This window comes from Streptomyces sp. SAS_270 (genome assembly GCF_052543295.1).
The window spans coordinates 164,608-182,210 of record NZ_JBMNDS010000008.1; the positions used below are offsets into that span (position 1 = coordinate 164,608).

At 71.1% G+C, this 17,603-nt stretch carries 12 protein-coding genes and 1 pseudogene; 9 read left to right on the forward strand and 4 right to left on the reverse strand.

The annotated features are described in order from the left end of the window. Positions 1-83: 83 nt before the first annotated feature. Positions 84-1,958, forward strand: coding sequence for an AMP-dependent synthetase/ligase (locus tag ACN6LB_RS08290; RefSeq protein ID WP_445025195.1), 1,875 nt, complete (start codon positions 84-86; stop codon positions 1,956-1,958). Positions 1,959-2,035: 77 nt separating this feature from the next. Here ACN6LB_RS08290 and ACN6LB_RS08295 read toward each other — a convergent pair whose 3' ends face one another. Together ACN6LB_RS08295 and ACN6LB_RS08300 are read right to left on the reverse strand one after the other, a co-directional pair. Then, positions 2,036-2,623 (reverse strand): response regulator, encoded by a 588-nt coding sequence (locus ACN6LB_RS08295; protein ID WP_356144163.1) that lies wholly within the window; start codon positions 2,621-2,623, stop codon positions 2,036-2,038. Positions 2,624-2,635: 12 nt separating this feature from the next. Next, positions 2,636-6,701, reverse strand: a pseudogene (locus tag ACN6LB_RS08300) (HAMP domain-containing protein). A gap of 205 nt (positions 6,702-6,906) precedes the next feature. On the opposite strand from ACN6LB_RS08300, the gene ACN6LB_RS08305 reads away from it, so the two are divergent. Together ACN6LB_RS08305 and hemW are read left to right on the forward strand one after the other, a co-directional pair. Continuing rightward, positions 6,907-8,889: a SpoIIE family protein phosphatase gene (locus tag ACN6LB_RS08305; protein ID WP_445025196.1), complete on the forward strand. Its 1,983-nt coding sequence runs from the start codon at positions 6,907-6,909 to the stop codon at positions 8,887-8,889. A gap of 44 nt (positions 8,890-8,933) precedes the next feature. Continuing rightward, the gene (hemW, locus tag ACN6LB_RS08310; protein ID WP_445025197.1) at positions 8,934-10,166 is read left to right on the forward strand and encodes a radical SAM family heme chaperone HemW; all 1,233 of its coding nucleotides are present in this window, start codon (positions 8,934-8,936) and stop codon (positions 10,164-10,166) included. 210 nt (positions 10,167-10,376) lie between these two features. Here the strand turns inward: hemW and ACN6LB_RS08315 are convergent, their stop codons facing one another. Together ACN6LB_RS08315 and ACN6LB_RS08320 are read right to left on the reverse strand one after the other, a co-directional pair. Further along, the gene (locus ACN6LB_RS08315; RefSeq protein ID WP_445025198.1) at positions 10,377-11,174 is read right to left on the reverse strand and encodes a DUF3097 domain-containing protein; all 798 of its coding nucleotides are present in this window, start codon (positions 11,172-11,174) and stop codon (positions 10,377-10,379) included. A gap of 45 nt (positions 11,175-11,219) precedes the next feature. Then, the gene (locus ACN6LB_RS08320; protein WP_445025199.1) at positions 11,220-11,966 is read right to left on the reverse strand and encodes an MBL fold metallo-hydrolase; all 747 of its coding nucleotides are present in this window, start codon (positions 11,964-11,966) and stop codon (positions 11,220-11,222) included. Between the two features lie 204 nt (positions 11,967-12,170). Here ACN6LB_RS08320 and hrcA point away from each other — a divergent pair, with 204 nt between their 5' ends. From hrcA to ACN6LB_RS08350, 6 genes are all read left to right on the forward strand, one after another. Continuing rightward, positions 12,171-13,187 carry a heat-inducible transcriptional repressor HrcA gene (hrcA, locus tag ACN6LB_RS08325; protein WP_445025200.1) on the forward strand — a complete coding sequence of 339 codons (1,017 nt, stop codon included), beginning with the start codon at positions 12,171-12,173 and terminating at the stop codon, positions 13,185-13,187. Then, on the forward strand, positions 13,188-14,321 hold the full coding sequence (gene dnaJ, locus ACN6LB_RS08330; protein WP_356143426.1) for a molecular chaperone DnaJ: 1,134 nt from the start codon (positions 13,188-13,190) through the stop codon (positions 14,319-14,321). A gap of 189 nt (positions 14,322-14,510) precedes the next feature. After that, positions 14,511-15,602 carry a nitronate monooxygenase gene (locus tag ACN6LB_RS08335; protein WP_356143424.1) on the forward strand — a complete coding sequence of 364 codons (1,092 nt, stop codon included), beginning with the start codon at positions 14,511-14,513 and terminating at the stop codon, positions 15,600-15,602. After that, on the forward strand, positions 15,602-16,351 hold the full coding sequence (locus ACN6LB_RS08340) for a 16S rRNA (uracil(1498)-N(3))-methyltransferase (RefSeq protein ID WP_445025201.1): 750 nt from the start codon (positions 15,602-15,604) through the stop codon (positions 16,349-16,351). Before ACN6LB_RS08335 ends, ACN6LB_RS08340 begins: the two co-directional genes overlap by 1 nt. Positions 16,352-16,372: 21 nt before the next feature. Next, positions 16,373-16,768, forward strand: a complete 396-nt coding sequence (locus ACN6LB_RS08345; protein WP_356143420.1) for a VOC family protein — start codon at positions 16,373-16,375, stop codon at positions 16,766-16,768. 130 nt (positions 16,769-16,898) lie between these two features. After that, positions 16,899-17,468 (forward strand): hypothetical protein, encoded by a 570-nt coding sequence (locus ACN6LB_RS08350; RefSeq protein ID WP_356143418.1) that lies wholly within the window; start codon positions 16,899-16,901, stop codon positions 17,466-17,468. The last annotated feature ends 135 nt before the right edge of the window (positions 17,469-17,603 follow it).

Consider the following 17,603-nt stretch of genomic DNA (forward strand, 5'->3'; position numbering starts at 1 on the left):
ACAACGATCGCGAGCCAACCACCGACGTGAGCCAATCAGCCGCATATGAGCCAGCCGCGCTGCCGCGGGCCCCGGAGGATGTCGTGAGCGACACACAGACCCTGATCGAGAACCGTCCGCCTTCCGTGGCGGCCATCTTCCTGGAACGCGTCGCGGCCACACCGGACGCCGAGGCCTACCGCTACCCCGTGGCGTCCTCGTCCGGCGAGGGCCCGGACGAGTGGAAGTCGCTGAGCTGGGCGCAGGCGGCCGAGCGGGTGTTCGCCATCGCCGCCGGCCTCATCGAGCTGGGCGTGCAGCCCGAGCAGCGCGTGGCGCTCGCCTCCTCCACGCGGGCCGAGTGGATCCTCGCCGACCTCGGCATCATGTGCGCGGGCGCGGCCACCACGACGATCTACCCGCAGACCAACGCCGACGAGTCCGCGTTCATCCTCTCCGACTCCGAGAGCAAGATCCTGATCGCCGAGGACGCGGCGCAGCTCGCCAAGGCGGTGGAGAAGCGTGCCGAGCTTCCCGACCTGACGCACGTGATCGTCATCGACGCCACCGGCGTCGAGACCGGTGACTGGGTCCTGTCCCTGGCCGAGCTGGAGGCGCGCGGCGCCGCGTACCTGGAGAAGAACCCCGACCTGGTCAAGGAGAAGGTCGGGGCGATCACCAGGGACCAGCTCGCCACGCTGATCTACACCTCCGGCACCACGGGCCGCCCCAAGGGCGTCCGGCTCCCGCACGACAACTGGTCGTACATGGCCAAGGCCACCGCCGGGACCGGTCTGATCAGCGCCGATGACGTGCAGTACCTGTGGCTGCCGCTCGCGCACGTCTTCGGCAAGGTGCTCACGTCCGGCCAGATCGAGGTCGGGCACGTCACCGCGGTGGACGGGCGTGTCGACAAGATCATCGAGAATCTGCCGGTCGTGCAGCCGACGTACATGGCGGCCGTCCCGCGCATCTTCGAGAAGGTCTACAACGGGGTCGCGGCCAAGGCGCGGGCCGGCGGCGGCGCCAAGTACAAGATCTTCCAGTGGGCGGCCGAGGTCTCCCGCGAGTACGCGAAGGCCAGCCAGGACAACTTCCGCCGCACCGGCACCGCGTCCGTCCCCTTCGGGCTCGGCGCCAAGCACAAGGTCGCCGACGCGCTCGTCTTCGCCAAGATCCGCGAGGCCTTCGGCGGCAACCTGCGCGCCTGCGTCTCCGGCTCCGCGGCGCTCGCGCCCGAGATCGGCTACTTCTTCGCGGGCGCCGGCATCCACATCCTTGAGGGCTACGGCCTCACGGAGTCCTCCGCGGCCTCCTTCGTGAACCCCGGTGAGGCCTACCGCACCGGCACCGTCGGCAAGCCGCTGCCCGGCACCGAGGTGCGCATTGCGGACGACGGCGAGATCCTGCTGCGCGGCCCCGGCATCATGGAGGGCTACCACAAGCTGCCCGAGAAGACCGCCGAGGTACTGGAGTCCGACGGCTGGTTCCACACGGGCGACATCGGCGAGCTGTCCCCCGACGGCTACCTGCGCATCACCGACCGCAAGAAGGACCTCATCAAGACGTCCGGCGGCAAGTACATCGCCCCGGCCGAGGTCGAGGGCCAGTTCAAGGCCGTCTGCCCGTACGTCTCCAACATCCTGGTGCACGGCGCCGACCGGAACTTCTGCGCCGCCCTCATCGCCCTCGACGAGCCGTCCATCCTGGACTGGGCGAAGGAGAACGGCCTGGAGGGCAAGTCGTACGCCGAGGTCGTCGCCGCGCCCGCGACCGTCGCCCTCGTCGAGGGTTACGTCAAGGAGCTCAACGAAGGCCTGCAGCGCTGGCAGACCATCAAGAAGTTCCGACTGCTCCCGCGCGACCTCGACGTCGAACACGGCGAGATCACCCCGAGCCTGAAGCTGAAGCGCCCGGTCGTCGAGCGGGAGTACAAGCACCTGATCGACGAGATGTACGCGGGATCGCGCGAGGCGTAAGCCGCACGCGGGCCGGGTCTGCAGTCCGAGTCGCACGCGGGCCGGGTCTGCAATTCGAGCCGCACGCGGGCGGGGGCCTACAACCCCCGCCCGCTGCGCATTTCGCGCAGCAGTTTCTCCATCTCGTGGACGTGGTGGCGCAGTTCGAACACGTCCTGGTGGCCGCTGGCGGCCATGAGGGTCTCGATCTTTCTGAGGCGGCCGGTGAGTTCGTCGAACTGTTCCTGCTCGCGCGCGAGCATCTTCTCCAACTGCTGGTTCTTGCGGTGCAGATCGAGGAAGACGGTCACCTTCGCGCGCAGCACCCACGGGTCGAACGGTTTCGTCAGATAGTCGGCGGCACCGGTCGCGTACCCGCGGAAGGCGTAGCCCGCGTCGGCGTCGGTGCCCGTCAGGAAGATGATGGGGACGTCCTTGGTCTGGTCGAGCCGCTTGATGTTCGCGGCGGTCTCGAACCCGTCCATGCCGGGCATGCGGATGTCGAGCAGGACCACGGCGAAGCGCTGCCGCAGCAGGGCCTTCATCGCCTCCTCGCCCGAACGCGCGCGCACCAGTGGCTCGTTGAGGGACCCCAGGACGGCCTCCAGGGCGATCAGGTTGTCCTCCATGTCGTCGACAAGGAGGATGCTGGCGCGCTCTTCGGGCGTTGCCTCAACTGTTGTCATGGTGACGGTGCCTCACTCGGTCGTCGACGGGTCGGCGGGCTCCCCCGAGCTGCCCGGCCCCGGTGTCACGGTCTCGGCCGTGTGGTCGAGGGGATCGTCGCCGTTCGGGCTTTCCGGGTCGAGGAGGGCGCAGACGACGGTGAGCAACTGGTCGACGTCCACCGGCTTCGGTACGTAGTCGTTGGCACCCCGCGCGATGGACTTCTCGCGGTCGCCGGGCATCGCCTTCGCGGTCAGGGCGACGATGGGCAGACCCGTCCAGCGGGGGGTGCGGCGGATGGCGGAGATGGTTTCGTAGCCGTCCATCTCCGGCATCATGATGTCCATCAGGACGAGTTCGACATCGGGGTTGCGCTCCAGGGTCTCGATGCCCTCGCGGCCGTTCTCCGCGTACAGGACGGGCATGCCGACCCGGCCGAGGACGTGGGTGAGTGCGAAGACGTTGCGGATGTCGTCGTCCACGATCAGCACCCGCCGCCCGGGCAGGACCTGGCCCGCCCGGCCCGCCTTCCACTCCTCCAGTTTGGTGGGCGTGGGCCAGGAGTCGTCGGTGTCGTGGGCGGTGTACGGCTCGGTGGACAGCTCGGGCACGGGCAGCGAGCGGTCCTCGGGCACCGGTCCGGTCGCCGCGTGCCCCGGGCTGACGACGGGGACGTACAGCGTGAACGTGGAGCCGCGGCCGGGGATGCTCTCGGCGACGATGCGCCCGCCGAGCAGGCCCGAGATCTCCCGGCTGATGGACAGGCCGAGGCCGGTGCCGCCGTACTTGCGGTTGGTGGTGCCGTCGGCCTGCTGGAACGCCTCGAAGATGACCGGGAGTTTCTCCGGGGCGATGCCGATGCCGGTGTCGGAGACCGCGAAGGCGATCACGTCGTCGTTGTCGCCGTGGGTGAAGGTGTGGTCGGGGTCCTTGATGCGGTTGACGCGCAGTTCGACGCGCCCGCTCGCGGTGAACTTGATGGCGTTGGACAGCAGGTTGCGCAGGATCTGCTGGAGGCGCTGCTCGTCCGAGTACATCTCACGCGGCACGTCCTCGCCGACCGTCACCTCGAAGGCGAGGCCCCGGTCGAGCGTCAGCGGGCGGAACGTGGCGTGCACGTAGTCGAGCAGCTTGATCAGCGGCAGCCTCTTGGGGCGTACGTCCATGCGGCCGGCCTCGATCTTCGACAGGTCGAGGATGTCGTTGATCAGCTGCAGCAGGTCGGACCCGGAGCGGTGGATCGTGGTCGCGAACTGCACTTCCTGGTCGGAGAGATGGCCGTCCGGGTTGTCGGAGAGCAGCCGGGCCAGGATCAGCAGCGAGTTGAGCGGTGTACGCAGTTCGTGCGACATGTTCGCCAGGAACTCCGACTTGTACTGGGAGCTGGTGGCCAACAGGGCGGCCTTCTCCTCCAGTTCGGCATTGGAGCGCTGCAACTCGGCCTGCTGGGACTGGAGTTCGTCGGATCGATCCTGCAACTGGATGGCGAGGCGCTGCGACTCGCCGAGCAGGGATTCCGTACGGGAGTTGGCGATGATGGTGTTGATCGCGACGCCGATGGTGTTCACGAACTGGTCGAAGAACGCCAGGTGGACGTCGGAGAAGCGGGAGAAGGACGCCAGCTCGATCACGCCGAGCAGCTTGTCCTCGAAGAGGATCGGGATGATGACCACGCTCGCGGGTGCGGCTTCGCCGAGCCCGGAGTTGATCTTGATGTAGTCCGGCGGGGCCTCGTCCACCAGGATCCGCTTCTTCTCGCGCGCCGCCTGCCGTACGAGCCCGTGCACCGGCATGCCGCCCGTGTCGACGGTCGCCCCCTGCGCGGAGCCGTACCCCGCGATGAAGGCGAGCCCCTTGGCGGGGATGGCGGCCCGCAGCGAGTCCTCGTCGGGGTCGGCCAGGAAGAAGGCGCCGTACTGCGCGTTCACCAGCGGGGTCAGCTCGCGCAGGATCAGGTCGGCGACCTCCATCAGGTCGCGGTGGCCCTGCATCAGCGCGGCCAGGCGTGCCAGGTTGGACTCCAGCCAGTCCTTCGCGCGGGTCGTCTCGCGGAGGTTGGCCACCATCAGGTTGATGTTGTCCTTCAGCTCGGTGACCTCGCCCTGGGTCTCCACGGTGATGGAGCGGGACATGTCGCCCTGGGCCACCGCGGACGCCACCTCGGCGATCGCCCGGACCTGGGTGGTCAGGTTGAGCGCCAGCTCGTTCACGTTCGTCGTCAGGCGCTTCCAGGTGCCGTACACGCCCTCGACCCGGGCCTGGCCGCCCAGCCGGCCCTCGGAGCCGACCTCGCGGGCCACCCGGGTGACCTCGGACGAGAACGACGACAGCGTGTCCACCATGGTGTTGATGGTGGTCTTCAGCTCCAGGATCTCGCCGCGCGCGTCCACGTCGATCTTCTTGGAGAGGTCGCCCTGGGCGACGGCGGTGGCGACCTGCGCGATGTTGCGGACCTGTGAAGTCAGGTTGTCCGCCATGTAGTTGACGTTGTCGGTGAGGTCCTTCCAGACCCCGGAGACGCCCAGCACCTGGGCGCGACCGCCCAGGCGGCCGTCCGTGCCGACCTCGCGGGCCACGCGGGTGACCTCGTCCGCGAAGGCGCGCAGCTGGTCCACCATCGTGTTGACGGTGTCCTTCAGTTCCAGGATCTCGCCGCGCGCGTCGACGGTGATCTTCTTCGACAGGTCACCGTTGGCGACGGCCGTCGTGACCTGGGCGATGTTGCGGACCTGTGAAGTCAGGTTCAGCGCCATGAAGTTGACGTTGTCGGTGAGGTCCTTCCAGACGCCCGACACGCCCCGCACCTGCGCCTGCCCGCCGAGGTTTCCCTCGGTGCCGACCTCGCGTGCCACGCGGGTGACACGTCGGCGAAGGCGGAGAGCTGGTCGACATGGTGTTGATGGTCGACTTCAGCTCCAGGATCTCGCCCTTCGCCTCGACGGTGATCTTCTTGCCGAGGTCGCCCTGCGCCACCGCCGTGGAGACGAGGGCGATGTTGCGGACCTGCGAAGTCAGGTTGTCCGCCATGAAGTTGACGTTGTCCGTCAGGTCCTTCCAGACCCCGGAGACCCCGCGCACCTGCGCCCGCCCGCCGAGGTTTCCCTCGGTGCCGACCTCGCGTGCCACGCGGGTGACCTCGTCGGCGAAGGCGGAGAGCTGGTCGACCATGGTGTTGATGGTCGACTTCAGCTCCAGGATCTCGCCCTGCGCGTCGACCGTGATCTTCTGCGAGAGGTCGCCGTTGGCGACGGCCGTCGTCACCTGGGCGATGTTGCGCACCTGCGACGTCAGGTTCGACGCCATGAAGTTGACGTTGTCGGTGAGGTCCTTCCAGACCCCGGACACCCCGCGCACCTGCGCCCGTCCGCCCAACTGCCCCTCGGTGCCGACCTCTCGGGCCACGCGGGTGACCTCGTCGGCGAAGGCGGAGAGCTGGTCGACCATCGTGTTCACGGTGAGCTTCAGTTCGAGCAGCTCACCCGTCGCCTCGACGGTCACCGTCCGGGTCAGGTCGCCGCGCGCCACCGCCGTCGTCACCAGGGCGATGTCACGCACCTGCGCCGTCAGCCGCGACGCCATCGTGTTGACCGCTTCCGTCACATCCCGCCAACTGCCCGACAGGCCCTGCACCTTGGCCCGGCCGCCGAGCCGACCCTCCGTGCCGACCTCGCGCGCGACCCGCGTCACCTCGCCGGTGAAGAGGGACAGCTGATCGACCATCTTGTTGACGGCGCGGCCCAACCGGCGCAGATCGCCGCGCAGTTGGCGGTTGCCGTCGTGCAGGTCGACGCGCTGGGTGAGGTCGCCGCCGGCCACCGCGTCCAGGACGCGCGTCGCGTTCGCCGCGGGTGCCACCAGCGCGTCCAGCAGCTGGTTCACGTCGTTGACCCTGCTTGTCCAGCTGCCCTGGCCGGGGCTCGCCGACAGCCGCTCGTCCAGCCGCCCGTGCCGCACCAGCTCTCTGCGGACACGCTGCACCTCGGAGTTGAAGTGCGTGTTGCGGTCCATGATCTGGTTGAACGCGGTGCCGAGATCGGCCACCAGGCCGTGCCCCGTCTCCGGCACCCTGCTGAAGTCACCGTCGCGCGCGGCCGCCATCGCGGCGAGCAGAGGACGGAGATCCGATGCCCGGATCTCCCCGTCCTCGGGTGCCCGAATCTGTCCGTCTTCGAGCACATGCGTAGCACTGTTCTCACTCATGGCGGCCCACTTCGGTAACTCGGCGCTTATGGGCGTGGCCAGTCTGTCACTCTGTCCGTGTCGCCTGAGGCGTATTCGTCCGAACTGCTCAGGGAGCAACACCGTGGGGGTCATTCCGACGCAACGGGAGTCCGTTGCCCGTGCTCCTGATGCGCCGGCGCACCACCGGCCGGGTCAGGAGGCGGTGGCACGCACCTCGCTGCCCGGCACGCCCCTGGCGCCCGGCGCCGCCCGCGAGTTCGTGCGCGCCGCGCTCGCCGGCTGGACCGAACCCGCCGCGCCCGGAGCCGAATCGGAGGCGCGCGCCCAGGCCGTTGCCGGGTCGGCCGACGCCCGGCGGCGCCGGGACTGGCCGGTGGACGACGCGATGGTCGTCGTCAGCGAACTCGTCACCAACGCCGTCGTGCACGCCGGCACCGACGTCGAGGCGGTCTGCCGCCTGGAGGCCGCCGCCGACGGGTCGCCGGGCACGCTGCTCATCGAGGTCTCCGACCGCCACCCGGCGCGCGCGGTACGCGACGAAGCCGCCGAGCGCCCCCATGGCACCCGCGAGTACGGCCGCGGCCTGCGACTGGTCTCCACTCTCTCCGAAGCCTGGGGCATCACCTATCGCACCGGCGTCAAGACCGTCTGGGCCCGGCTGCCCCTCGACGGGCGCGCGTCCCTGGAGGAACCCGCGGAAGAGGCGTACGCCGGTCAGCACACCCTGGAGCGCGGCCTGCGGATCTCCGAGGCCCTCGCCGCCGAGCCGCGGCACCGAGCCCGCCAGGACCAGGACTGGGTGAACCGCGGCGCCCTCTCCTTCCTCGCCGAGGCCTCCGACATGCTCGCCGGGCAGCTCGACGAGAACCTCGTGGCCGCCCTCGCCGGACAACTGCTCGTCCCGCGCATCGCCGACTGGTGCGCGGTATGGCTGGAGGACGAGGCCACCGACCGGGCCGGCCGGGGCGGCCTCGGCGTCGACTTCGGGCCACGGCTCGCCCGTGTCTGGCACGGCAGCGAGAACCACATCGAGGAACTGCGCCGCGCCCTGGAGAAGGACCCGCCGCGGCTGCCCGACTCGGTACGCTCCCGCGCCGTCCCCGTGCCCTGGCCCGGCGAGGAGCCCGGCGCCCGCGGGACGGACGGTGCGGCCCTCGCGTACCGACTGATCGCCGGCGGGCGCCCGCTCGGCACCCTCGTCATCGGGCGCGCCGGGGTGGTCGGCTTTCCCGACGAGGTCAACGGACTCGTCGAGGACCTCAGCCGCCGGGTCGCCCTCGCCATCGGCGCGGCCCGCCAGTACGCCCGCCAGGCCACCATCAGCCGCGTCCTCCAGCGCGGCCTGCTGCCCGGCGCCGTCGCCGAGATCCCCGGCGTGAGCAGCGCCCTCGTGTACGAGCCGCTCGACAAGGGCGGCCCCAGCGGCGACTTCTACGACCTGTTCCCGGCCGGGGACGGCCGCTGGTGCTTCGCCGTGGGCGACGTCCAGGGCAAGGGGCCCGAGGCGGCCGTCGTGATCGGACTGGCCCGGCCCTGGCTGCGGCTGCTGGCCCGCGAGGGGTACGACGTCCCCGACGTCCTCGACCGCCTCAACCAGCTCCTGCTCGACGACGCCACCGAGGCGGCGGACGCCGCGGCCCGCGCCCTCGTCGCCACCGGCGGCCCCGGGCTCGCCGCCGACGAGGGCCCGCAGACCCGCTTCCTCTCCCTCCTCTACGGCGAACTGGTGCCCTTCGACGGCGGAGTGCACTGCACCCTGGCCTCCGCCGGGCACCCGCTGCCGCTGCTCCTCGGCCCCACCGGCGAGGTGCGCGAGGTGGCAAGACCGCAGACGCTCCTCGGCGTCGTCGAGGACGCGACCTACACCGCCGAGACCTTCGAGCTGTACCCCGGCGACAGCGTGCTGTGCGTCACGGACGGCGTGACGGAGCGGCGCTCGGGCCACCGCCAGTTCGACGACGACGAAGGCCTCGCGCAGGCCCTCACCGGCTGCGCCGGGCTGAGCGCCGAGCTGATAGCGGAACGCATCCGCCGGCTGGTGCACGAGTTCGGCGAGAAGCCGCCGGAGGACGACCTGGCACTGCTGGTGCTGCAGGCGGAGTAAGAGGGCGTACGGCGCATGTCCGCCCGTGCGGGACAATGGAAGGCATGCCTTCCGCACTCCCCGACGGTGAGCCCGTCCCCGACGACGGCGCGCTGCCCGCGCACGCCCTGGCCGGCGCGGCCGACCGCCCCCTCGGGTTCTATCTGCACGTCCCGTACTGCGCGACCCGCTGCGGCTACTGCGACTTCAACACCTACACGGCGACCGAGCTGCGAGGCACCGGAGGCGTCCTCGCCTCCCGCGACAACTACGCGTCGACCCTGATCGACGAGGTCCGCCTCGCCCGCAAGGTCCTCGGCGACGACCCGCGCCCGGTGCGCACGGTCTTCGTCGGAGGCGGTACGCCCACGCTGCTGGCCGCCGACGATCTCGTACGGATGCTGGGGGCGATCCGCGACGAGTTCGGCCTGGCGCCCGACGCGGAGGTCACGACGGAGGCGAACCCGGAGTCGGTCGACCCCGCCTACCTGGCCACCCTCCGGGCCGGCGGCTTCAACCGGATCTCCTTCGGCATGCAGAGCGCCCGGCAGCACGTCCTGAAGGTCCTGGACCGCACCCACACCCCCGGCCGCCCCGAGGCGTGCGTCGCCGAGGCCCGCGCGGCCGGCTTCGAGCATGTGAACCTCGACCTGATCTACGGCACGCCGGGGGAGACGGACGACGACTGGCGCGCCTCGCTCGACGCGGCGCTCGGCGCCGGGCCCGACCATGTCTCCGCGTACGCGCTGATCGTCGAGGAGGGCACGCAGCTCGCCCGGCGCATCCGGCGGGGCGAGGTTCCGATGACCGACGACGACGTCCACGCCGACCGCTACCTGATCGCCGACGAGGTGATGTCGGCGGCGGGCTTCGACTGGTACGAGGTCTCCAACTGGGCCACCTCCGAGGGGGCCCGCTGCCTGCACAACGAGCTGTACTGGCGGGGCGCCGACTGGTGGGGTGCGGGTCCCGGCGCCCACAGCCATGTGGGCGGGGTGCGGTGGTGGAACGTCAAGCATCCCGGGGCGTATGCCGGTGCGCTGGCCGCGGGGACGTCCCCCGGGGCGGGCCGTGAACTCCTCTCCGAGGAGGACCGCCGCGTGGAACGCATCCTCCTGGAGCTGCGGCTCCGCGACGGCTGTCCGCTGTCCCTGCTCCACCCGGCCGGTCTCGCCGCCTCCCGCCGGGCCCTGTCCGAGGGCCTCCTCGACCCCGTCCCCTACGACGCCGGTCGCGCCGTCCTCACCCTGCGCGGCCGCCTCCTCGCTGACGCGATCGTCCGAGACCTGGTGGACTGAGCGGCCCCCGGCACGCCGGTGGGTCACGCCATCCGGCGTTCACGGGGTGCCGCTGCGCCCACCCGTGCCGCTCCTGGCGGCACGATTGCCCGCAGTGACGCGGCTTCGCCGGCCCCTCGGCGTCACGCGCGCCCCCACGCGGCGACGGGAAAGACGTACCGGCACGGACCCGACCCCAACGCGCCCCCCTGCAAATGGCGCCCCGCCAGATCACGCCGTGACGAAGTCGATCAGTTCCTCCACCCTGCCCAGGAGTTCCGGCTCAAGGTCCTTGTAGGAGTGCACCCGGGACAGGATGTGCTGCCAGGCCGCGCCGGTGTTCTCGGGCCAGGCCAGGGCGCGGCACACGCCCGTCTTCCAGTCCTGGCCGCGCGGGACGCGGGGCCAGCCGGGGATGCCGACGGACGACGGCTTCACCGCCTCCCAGATGTCGATGTACGGGTGACCCACCACCAGGGCGTGCTCGCTCGTCACCGCTTCCGCGATGCGGGACTCCTTGGAGCCGGGCACCAGGTGGTCCACCAGGACCCCCAGCCGCGCGTCCGGCCCCGGAGCGAACTCCTCGACGATCGACGGCAGGTCGTCGACACCCTCCAGGTACTCCACGACCACGCCCTCGATGCGCAGGTCGTCGCCCCAGACCCGCTCGACCAGCTCGGCGTCGTGACGGCCCTCGACGTAGATCCGCCCGGCCCGCGCCACCCGGGCCCGCGCACCCGGCACGGCGACCGAACCGGACGCCGTGCGGGTGGGCCGCAGGGGACCGGCGGCGGGGCGGACGAGCGTGACCACCCGGCCCTCCAGGAGGAAGCCGCGCGGCTCCATCGGGAAGACCCGGTGCTTGCCGAAGCGGTCCTCCAGCGTCACCGTGCCCGCCTCGCAGCGGATCACCGCACCGCAGAAACCGGTACCGGGCTCCTCGACCACCAGTCCCGGGTCCGCCGGGACCTCGGGCACGGGCTTGGGCTTCTTCCAGGGCGGGGTCAGGTCCGGAGAGTACTGGCGCATTCGGATGACGATAGGAGAAGCGCCGCGCCGACGCCGTACACCCTCCTACGACACGCCGAAACGGGCCGCCAGCGAGTCCCGCTGCGCCCGGACGAACGCCGCATTCACCGCGGCTCCGTGGCCGGGCACGTACACCGCGTCCTCGCCGCCCAGGTCGAGCAGCCGGTCCAGGGCCGCGGGCCAGTGGGAGGGGACGGCGTCCGGACCGGCCTGCGGCTCGCCGGACTCCTCGACGAGGTCGCCGCAGAAGACGACCTCCGGGGCGGAGGCCGTGGCCGGCACGAGGACCGCCAGGTCGTGGCAGGTGTGGCCCGGGCCGACGTTCGCCAGCAGCACCTGCAGACCGCCGCCCAGGTCGAGGGTCCACTCACCGGACACGACATGGCGGGGACGGGCGAGGAGATCGGCCGCCTCGGCGGCCGCCCGCGCGTCCAGCCCGTTGCGTACGGCGTCCGCGCGCAGTTCCTCCCGGTCGTGGGTGAGGACCGCGTCCACGCCCACCGCGCCGAACACCTCCACCCCCGCGAACGCCGCCGCGCCGAAGACGTGGTCGAAGTGCGGGTGGGTGAGCGCGAGGTGTGTCACACGGCGGTCGCCGCCCGGCGGACCCAGGAGCCGCTGCGCCTCGGCGCGCAGCCGCGCGCCCTCGCCCAGGCTCGACCCCGCGTCGATCAGCAGCGCCGCGCCCTCGCCGACCACCAGCCCGGCGGTGCAGTCCCACACGGGAAGCCGCCGCCGCCCGACCCGCGGCGACAGTTCCTCCCACCCCGCCTCTTCCCAAGTCACCTTCATACGCCGACGCTAGCGGCGAGGCGGGTACAGGCACGACATCGCAGGACAGGTCGGTACACGTCGGCATGACATGGCAGGGCCGCCCTTGCCGGGGCCGTACCCCACGGCCGTACACTGGGCCGGGGAACGCTGGCACTCGCATGCGCTGAGTGCCAGGCCAGGAGCAGCTGGAAGACCGCTGGAAGACCGCTGGAGGTGTGCGCGATGCTCAGTGACCGAAGGCTTGAGGTGCTGCGCGCCATCGTCCAGGACTATGTCGGGACCGAGGAGCCGGTCGGCTCCAAGGCGCTCACCGAGCGGCACAGCCTCGGGGTCTCGCCCGCGACCGTCCGCAACGACATGGCGGCCCTGGAGGACGAGGGGTACATCGCCCAGCCGCACACCAGCGCCGGGCGCATCCCCACGGACAAGGGCTATCGGCTCTTCGTCGACAAGCTCGCGGGCGTCAAGCCGATGACCGCACCCGAGCGTCGCGCGATCCAGAACTTCCTGGACGGCGCGGTCGACCTCGACGACGTCGTGGGCCGTACGGTGCGGCTGCTCGCGCAGCTCACCCGGCAGGTCGCCGTCGTGCAGTACCCCTCGCTGACCCGCTCGACGGTGCGGCACGTGGAGCTGCTCTCGCTGGCCCCCGCCCGTGTGATGCTGGTGCTGATCACGGACACCGGCCGGGTCGAGCAGCGCATGATCGACTGTCCGGCGCCGTTCGGGGAGACGTCGCTCGCGGATCTGCGGGCGCGGCTCAACGCCAGGGTCGCGGGCCGCCGCTTCGCGGACGTCCCGCAGCTCGTGCAGGACCTCCCCGACAGCTTCGAGGCGGAGGACCGGGGTACGGTCGCCACGGTGCTCTCCACTCTCCTGGAGACGCTTGTCGAGGAGACCGAGGAGCGGCTGATGATCGGCGGCACCGCCAATCTCACCCGCTTCGGACATGACTTTCCCCTCACTATCCGTCCGGTCCTCGAAGCGCTGGAGGAGCAGGTCGTGCTCCTCAAGTTGCTTGGTGAGGCGGGGGATTCGGGCATGACCGTACGGATCGGTCACGAGAACGCGTATGAGGGACTCAACTCCACGTCCGTGGTCTCGGTCGGCTACGGTTCGGGCGTCGAAGCAGTAGCGAAACTTGGCGTGGTCGGACCGACCCGCATGGATTACCCGGGAACGATGGGAGCGGTACGAGCGGTGGCACGGTACGTCGGACAGATCCTGGCGGAGTCGTAAGTGGCCACGGACTACTACGCCGTACTCGGCGTACGCCGCGACGCTTCCCAGGACGAGATCAAGAAGGCGTTCCGGAGGCTCGCCCGCGAGCTGCACCCGGACGTCAATCCCGATCCGAAGACGCAGGAGCGCTTCAAGGAGATCAACGCCGCCTACGAGGTGTTGTCGGACCCGCAGAAGAAGCAGGTCTACGACCTCGGCGGCGACCCGCTGTCCCAGTCGGGCGGCGGCGCGGGAGGCTTCGGAGCCGGCGGCTTCGGGAACTTCTCGGACATCATGGACGCGTTCTTCGGTACGGCGTCGCAGCGCGGGCCACGCTCGCGTACGCGCCGCGGCCAGGACGCCATGATCCGGCTGGAGATCGAGCTCGACGAGGCGGCCTTCGGCACCACGAAGGACATCCAGGTCGACACGGCCGTCGTCTGCACCACCTGCAGTGGTGAGGGCGCTGCGCCGGGGACCACGGCCCAGACGTGTGACATGTGCCGCGGCCGCGGTGAGGTGTCGCAGGTCACCCGGTCCTTCCTCGGCCAGGTCATGACGTCCCGCCCCTGCCCCCAGTGCCAGGGCTTCGGGACCGTCGTCCCGACCCCGTGCCCGGAGTGCGCGGGCGACGGGCGGGTGCGCTCGCGCCGGACCCTGACCGTGAAGATCCCGGCCGGTGTGGACAACGGCACGCGGATCCAGCTCGCGGGCGAGGGCGAGGTCGGCCCCGGCGGCGGTCCCGCCGGCGACCTGTACGTCGAGATCCACGAGCTGCCGCACTCCACGTTCCAGCGGCGCGGCGACGACCTGCACTGCACGGTCACCATCCCGATGACCGCGGCGTCGCTCGGCACGAAGGTGCCGCTGGAGACGCTCGACGGGATGGAGGAGGTCGACATCCGTCCCGGTACGCAGTCCGGGCAGTCGATCCCGCTGCACGGGCGCGGTGTCACGCACCTGCGGGGCGGCGGCCGCGGCGACCTCATCGTGCACGTCGAGGTCACCACGCCGACGAAGCTCGACGCCGAGCAGGAGCGGGTGCTGCGGGAGCTTGCGGTGCTGCGTGGCGAGGAACGGCCCACGGGGCAGTTCCAGCCGGGGCAGCAAGGGTTGTTCTCGCGGTTGAAGGACGCCTTCAACGGGCGCTGAGGCGAGTGGGCGGAGGTCAGGGCGGGAGTTTTTCGCCTCCTCCGCCCCTGCCCTTCCCGAACCTGGGGGCTGCGCCCCCAGACCCCACTTTCGCCCTGAACGGGCTCGTCCTCAAACGCCGGACGGGCTGGATGCTCCCCGCGGAAGGGTGGATTCGGACTTGTTCGGGGGACGTGACAACATGCGCTCATGTCCTCCGCACTGACCGATCTTTTCCCGCATCCGATCGTGCAGGCCCCCATGGCGGGCGGAGTCTCCGTCCCGCAGCTCGCCGCCGCTGTGTGCGAGGCCGGGGGGCTCGGGTTCCTGGCTGCCGGGTACAAGACCGCCGACGGTATGTACCAGGAGATCAAGCAGCTGCGCGGGCTCACGGGACGGCCTTTCGGGGTCAATCTGTTCATGCCGCAGCCCGAGTACGCGGACAAGGGCGCGATCGAGGTCTACGCCCACCAGCTGGCCGGTGAGGCCTCCTGGTACTCGACGGAGCTCGGCGACCCGGACAGCGGCCGCGACGACGGCTACGACGCCAAGCTCGCCGTCCTCCTCGACAACCCGGTGCCGGTGGCCTCCTTCCACTTCGGCTGCCCGAGCCGCGAGGTCCTGGACTCCCTCGCGCGCGCAGGCACGCTGACGCTGGTGACCGCGACGACGGTCGAGGAGGCCCTCGCGGTGGAGCGGGCGGGCGCCGCCGCCGTGATCGTGCAGGGCGTCGAGGCGGGCGGCCACCAGGGCACCCACCGTGACAACCCGGAGACCGACGGCACCGGCATCGGACTGCTCTCACTGATCGCGCAGGTCCGCGAGAGCGTGGGAATCCCGATCGTCGCGGCCGGCGGTTTGATGCGCGGCAGCCAGATCGCCGCCGTCCTCGCCGCGGGCGCGAGCGCGGCGCAGCTCGGCACCGCGTTCCTCGCCACCCCCGAGTCCGGCGCCAACACCCTGCACAAGCAGGCGCTGACCAATCCGCTCTTCGTCCGTACGGAGCTGACGCGCGCGTTCTCCGGGCGCCCGGCGCGCGGCCTGGTCAACCGCTTCATGCGCGAGCACGGCCCGTACGCGCCCGCCGCCTACCCCCAGGTCCACCACCTCACCTCCGCGCTGCGCAAGGCGGCCGCGAAGGCGGGCGACGCGCAGGGCATGGCGCTGTGGGCGGGACAGGGCCACCGCATGGCCCGCGCACTGCCCGCCGGACAGCTGGTGGAGGTCCTCACCGCCGAACTCGCGGCCGCGAAGACAGCGTTGTCGGCCTGCCCGGAGCCCCGGACCGGGGGTAACGCCTGATGACCGCACCGGTGTTCGTGATCGAGGACTTCCGCGCCGGCGACGCCGGACGGTTCGTGCTGGACGGCCCCGAGGGACGGCACGCCGTCTCCGTGAAGCGGCTGCGGTCGGGCGAGGAGATCGTCCTCACGGACGGCGCCGGGCGGTGGGCCGAGGCCGAGGTGATCGACACCGAGGGCAAGGACCGGCTGATCGTCAGGCTGGGCGAGGTGTCCGAGGAGCCCCCGGAGTCCCCGCGCATCACTGTCGTACAGGCCCTCCCCAAGGGTGACCGCGGTGAGCTCGCCGTGGAGACGATGACGGAGACCGGCGTCGACGCGATCGTCCCCTGGGCCGCCGCCCGCTGCATCACCCAGTGGAAGGGCGAGAGGGGCCTGAAGGCGCTCGCCAAGTGGCGTGCCACCGCCCGCGAGGCCGGCAAGCAGTCCCGCCGGGTCCGCTTCCCGGAGATCGCGGACGCGGCAACGACCAAGCAGGTTGCCGCACTTCTCGCCAAAGCCGACTTCGCCGCCGTACTGCACGAGGACCGTGACTACGGCAGCGAGGCGCTCGCGACCGCCGAACTCCCCGCCACGGGCGAGATCGTGCTGGTCGTGGGGCCCGAAGGAGGCGTGTCCCCCGAGGAGTTGGCGCTCTTCGGGGACTCAGGTGCGAAGGCGTACCGTCTCGGGCGTAGCGTGCTGCGCACATCGACCGCCGGGACGGCGGCGACGGCGCTGCTGCTGGGCCGCACGGGCCGCTGGGCCTGACCGACACCCGTAGGAGGACGCGTGGAACTCGCACAGGTAAGGCTGCTCGTCTCGGACTTTCCCGCCTGCTACCACTTCTACGCCGAAGTCCTCGGTCTCAAGCCCCAGTCCGGGGCGACGGAGGGGCCCTACGAGAAGTTCAGCCCCGCCATAGGCTCGGCGGGCATCGCCCTCCAGGACCGCTCGATGATGGCCGAGGTCCTCGGGGAACTGGGCGACTCGGCGACCGGCCACCGCTCGCTGGTGGTGCTGCGCGTCGACGACCTGGACGCCCACTGCGAGGCCGTCGCCTCCCGCGGCGGGGAGATCGTGCACGGCCCGGCCCCCATGACCGACCGTATGCGCGTGGCCCACCTCAAGGACCCGGAGGGCAACCTCGTGGAGCTTCAGGAGTGGCTGCTGCTGCGCAGCGGCTGACCAGCGCGTCCAACGACGGCCGGCCGCCGGGCTCACCGGCGTACGCGTACGCCGGATTGTGACTTGAGCGGGGACGGAGTGGCCGCATGCGGTCTACCGCGGCGGCCGCGGCAGTGGCACCCTGCCGTCTATGGGGGCATTGAGGCGTATACGGCACCGGACGGGACGCAGGCAGGCGCTGGCCGCGCTGGGGCTCGGAGTGGCCGGGGTGTTCGGTGTGACGGCGTGCGAGCCCACGGACGGGCTGAGTTCCGCGGCGGTGTCGTACACCACCGACCAGACCGCGACGAAGGAACTCGAGCGGCAGCACGTGGACGTCAACTGGCTCACCTGCACGGCCAGTTACGGCGGTGCCAACAAGGCGTACACGCCGGGCAGGACGCCCTCCAGGAGCGCGGACACCGTTGCCCATGTCGACTGCCGGGGGGAGACGTCCGACGGGCGTGACATCACCGTCAAGGGCAGGGTCACCCGGGCGGTCGACGGTGCGTGCGTGCGCGGGGACCTGCGGGCCACGGTGGGCGGCAAGGAGTGGTTCCATGTCAGTGGCCTCGGCAACTGCGATGCCGCCGCCACTCCGAGGTACACCCCGCCGGTGACCTACCGGCCGTCGAACGGGCAGCCGGGCCCCACCGTGACCGTCACGGAGACCGTGTGGTGCAAGGGCGACCCGACCTGCTGGCCGGCCCAGGGCAAGTGACACAACCGGATCAAGTGACAGAAACCCCTGTCCAGGGGCGCTGCCGCTGCATAGGGTGATCGGGTGACACCGTCTGCAGCGTCATCACCGGCCGCCCAGTCCACGCCGTCCACGTCGTCCGCGCAGGCCGCGCCG